Origin of the sequence: Mycolicibacter engbaekii (genome assembly GCF_002101585.1) — a bacterium.
GTDB lineage: Bacteria > Actinomycetota > Actinomycetes > Mycobacteriales > Mycobacteriaceae > Mycobacterium > Mycobacterium engbaekii.
This window is the reverse complement of sequence record NZ_LQOT01000065.1, coordinates 1-3,597: the sequence shown is the minus strand read 5'-3', so window position 1 is coordinate 3,597 and position 3,597 is coordinate 1. Positions and strand designations below refer to the sequence as shown.

The window sequence follows — 3,597 nt, the reverse complement described above, 5'->3', positions numbered from 1 at the left end:
TGGCAATGTCAACTTGAACTGGCCCCGGTGTGACGGTTGGATTTGGCCCCATCCGGTGAGGTTCGGTTGAGGTGGTTCAGCCCCAGAAGATGCCGGTGGGGTCTTGGTCGATTTCGGTGAGTAGGTCGGCGATGTGGGCTGAGGGGTTGAGTAGGTCGTAGCGGTGGAATCGCTGGTGGCGGTCACGCCAGTAGAGGGTCCAGGTTTTGGTGGTGGCGGTGTAGCGCAGGCGGGCGATCGGGAAGCTGATCCAGTCCGGGCCGAAGTCTTCACGCCAGGGTGGGCGGTTCTCGGTGATGGTCAGATGCCTGGATGCGATCTCGCATTCGACGCGTACTTCGTGGCGTGCATCTTCGGGAACTCTTGCCACACACCATCGTTGCACGCGTACGACGTCAAGGTCGGGCAGTGCCATGCTGATTACCAGCGGGGTTGGCCGGCGGCGGCGGTGAGGCGGTCGTAGGCGGTGTCGAGTTGTCGTTGGCGGCGCCGGTTGGGTTCATGGTTGGCTTCGGCGGCCAGCGAGTCGATCAGTTCGTCGAGTTCGATGTCGGTCAGCGTGAGGTGAAGTTCGTTGCCGTGGGTGCGGATCGCGTAAACTGCTCGCTGGCAGTCGTGGTCGAGGAACGGCAGGGTCCGCAGCGCCGCGGCGGTGTCAGCATCGACAACGACGTCCCTGACGGGTTGAGCCGCGCTGAGCTGTTGGCGACGTAGGTCGTAGATCGAGGTGGCCCAGTTGCTGATGGTGCCGTCGTCATCGCAGTGACTGCAGCACCAGTTGATGGGGTGATCTGGTTGGGTCCAGCCCACGACGATGCGGCCGGGGCAGGCGCGGTGGGCCGGACGGCGTCGGCAGGGCAGGGCGGTTTCCCAGCGGGTGTGCGCGTCCCCGGCGGAGGCTGCGGCGACGATCGCGCTCAGGTGCTCGGCGAGCTTGCGGGCCGGTCCCGGGGTTTCGGGTCCCACGTCGAGGAAGTGTTGCAGATCGGCGACCAACATGACCTGGTCACTGTAGCCGCCGCAGACTGTAAGGGCGTGGGTCAGCTGCTGGTTGATTCGGTAGTGGTGCTGCGTCGTTTGCGGGCATGGGCCAGCCGGTAGGAGGTGGTGCCGGTTTCGATGATCTGTCCGGCGAAGGTCAACCGGTCGACGATCGCCGCGCACAACCGCGGGTCGGTGAATGTCTTGGTCCAGGCTGAGAATGGTTCGTTGGAGGCGATCGCCACCGCCGAGCGTTCTTCGCGTTCGGTGAGCACTTGGAACAACAGTTCGGCGCCGCGGCGATCCAATTGCAGATAGCCCAGCTCGTCGATCAGCAGCAGATCGACCCGACCGTAGCGGGTGATCAGCTTGCTCAGTTGGGCGTCGTCGGCGGCTTCGACGAGTTCGTTGACCAGCTTGCTGGCCAGGGTGTAGCGGACGCGGTAGCCGGATTCGGCGGCCAGGGTTCCCAGGCCGATCAGCAGGTGACTCTTGCCGGTCCCGGAGTCCCCGATCAAGCACAGGGGTTCACCGGCTTTGACCCACGCCAAACTGCGCAGGGTGCCGATAACGGCGGGGTTGATCGCCGGGTTGGCCTCAAAGTTGAACTCCTCGAGCCGTTTTGGTCGGGGAAACCCCGCGTCGTGCACGCGGCGTGCGGCGCGGCGCCGATCCCGGTCGTCGCATTCGGCGATCACCAACTCCGATAGGAACCCCAGATAGGACTGCTGTTCGCGTTCGGCGGCCGCGGCGATCTCGGCGAAGCGGTCACGCATCGTGGGCAGCCGCAGCATTCGGCAGCCCTGCTCGATCGCTGCGACCGCGGCCTGCTCGGTGACATTGCGTCGCGCGGTCATGACGTCTCCCGGCCCAGGAGACTGTCGTAGGGGGCAACTGAGGGCAACCCACGCGCATCGAGCAGACGGTGCTCGGCCAGCACCAGCACCTGCCCACCGGCGGTGGAGTCGGTGCAGCTGCCGGCGCGGCGTCGTTCGGCAGCTTTGCGTGCCTCCAACGCGACGACATCGGCGTTGGTGGCGCCCACCGACAGTGCAGCGGTGATCCCGGCGAGCACATCGGCGTGGTCGAGGTGGCGATGCAGCAGCAACACCTCCACCAAAGCCCGGGTGCCGGCGGCGTCGCCGTGGGCCCGCCGCGCGGCCGCCCACCAGGTGTCGTGCTCGGCGGTGAACACCTTGGCCGCCCGGGCCTGCAGCAGTGCGGTGGCCCCGGGCAGTGCCCCGGGTTTGCGGGCCAGGATCTCCAGGTAATGATCCAACTCCAGCACCTTGGTGCCCTTACCGACCGCCCGCGGATGGCGTGCCACCACAGTCGTGCGGTCATAGACGGTGACATGGGAGGCCGACAGTTTCACCCGCAGCCGATGTCCGATGAACCGTGCCGGCACCGAATACTGATTGCAGCGCACCATGATCTGGGCGTACCGGTCCACCCGCGGAGTTAACGACAGGGCCGTATCGAACGGTTCACCGGTGACCGGCTGCAGGGCCGGTTTCTCGGTCTGCCAGTCCTGGCCAACGGTGTTGGCGCGGTTGGCGATCCGTCGCCGATCATCAGCGTCGTCGGCGGCGGCGAGTATCGCGTTGAGTTCATCGATGGATTCGACCACCGGCATCGGCACGCAATGGGTTCGGCGAAACCGCCCACCTTCGCCTTCCACACCACCCTTCTCGTGGCTGCCCTCGTGACCGGGCTGGCAGTACCAGGCTTCGAAACCGTAGTGCGAGCGAAACGCGATCCAGCGCTCATTCTCCTGCCGGGAACGCCCGAACAGCACCTGCTTGACCGCGCTGTTGAGGTTGTCATAGCGGATCTTGTCGACCGGCACACCCCCGAGCCGGTCAAACCCATACACATGGCCTTCCAGGAACGCCTCCTGACCCTGGGTCGCGAACGCCCGATGAGCCGCCCGACCCGAGAACGACAACCGCATCGTGAACAACGCAGTCTTGGTCTTCACCCCGGCCAGCACTACCCACAGATCATGGAAATCGACCTCGGCCTCCGCGCCGGGCCGATACGTCTGCGGCACGAAACCGGCCTCCAACGCCCGCCCCGCCTCCGCAGCGATCTGCGGGCGCCGCTTGCGGACATGGTCACGCACCGTCGAATACGACAACCCGGCAGCATCGTGCTCATCGACCAGACGCGCCAAAACCCTTCGGGCAGTGTGCCGTTGCTTCTTCGGAGCCTCCAGATCCGACCGCAGCATCTCATCAATGGCAACCTTGAACGGCTCCAGTCGCGGCGCCACCCGCACCGGAACCTTGCGGGCTGGCGGCACCGCCGAGGCCAACGCCTGACGCACCGTGCGCCGATGCACCCGATGCTTATCGGCCAACTCCCGGATCGACAACCCCTCGACCCGGCGATCCCGCCGAATCGCCGCAAACTGCTCCACCTTCGACCTCACCCTCCAGCGCCTCCACCTTCATCACCAGCGAACCCGGGACCTCCGGAACGCACGTGATCACCGTCAGGTGGGGCCAATCCACGTCGTCAGAACCAACGCGGCGTGTCGTGAAGACGGGGCCAGATCAGACCGTCACAACAGCACACCCGCGACCACACAGGTGGAGCCACTTCAAACCGTCC

General features: G+C 65.7%; 4 protein-coding genes. All 4 read right to left on the bottom strand.

Annotation, left to right across the window (positions count from 1 at the left end; translation table 11 throughout):
- Nucleotides 1–76: 76 nt before the first annotated feature.
- The 4 genes from AWC02_RS16475 to istA are packed head-to-tail and all read right to left on the bottom strand — an operon-like array spanning nucleotide 77 to nucleotide 3,415.
- The gene (locus AWC02_RS16475) at nucleotides 77–415 is read right to left on the bottom strand and encodes a DUF3024 domain-containing protein (protein WP_040632581.1); all 339 of its coding nucleotides are present in this window, start codon (nucleotides 413–415) and stop codon (nucleotides 77–79) included.
- A gap of 5 nt (nucleotides 416–420) precedes the next feature.
- Entirely contained in the window at nucleotides 421–999 is a 579-nt protein-coding gene (locus AWC02_RS16470; RefSeq protein ID WP_003886031.1) for a hypothetical protein, read from the bottom strand.
- Between the two features lie 41 nt (nucleotides 1,000–1,040).
- The gene (gene istB, locus AWC02_RS16465; protein ID WP_061483131.1) at nucleotides 1,041–1,838 is read right to left on the bottom strand and encodes an IS21-like element helper ATPase IstB; all 798 of its coding nucleotides are present in this window, start codon (nucleotides 1,836–1,838) and stop codon (nucleotides 1,041–1,043) included.
- Nucleotides 1,835–3,415 (bottom strand): IS21 family transposase, encoded by a 1,581-nt coding sequence (gene istA / locus AWC02_RS16460; RefSeq protein ID WP_061483130.1) that lies wholly within the window; start codon nucleotides 3,413–3,415, stop codon nucleotides 1,835–1,837. The genes istB and istA overlap by 4 nt, the downstream gene beginning before the upstream one ends.
- Between the last annotated feature and the right edge of the window lie 182 nt (nucleotides 3,416–3,597).

Bases quoted from the DNA above. Each gene is read 5' to 3' on its own strand.
- AWC02_RS16470 (WP_003886031.1), bottom strand. From the start codon at position 999: ATGTTGGTCGCCGATCTGCAACACTTCCTCGACGTGGGACCCGAAACC.
- AWC02_RS16475 (WP_040632581.1), bottom strand. From the start codon at position 415: ATGGCACTGCCCGACCTTGACGTCGTACGCGTGCAACGATGGTGTGTG.
- istB (WP_061483131.1), bottom strand. From the start codon at position 1,838: ATGACCGCGCGACGCAATGTCACCGAGCAGGCCGCGGTCGCAGCGATC.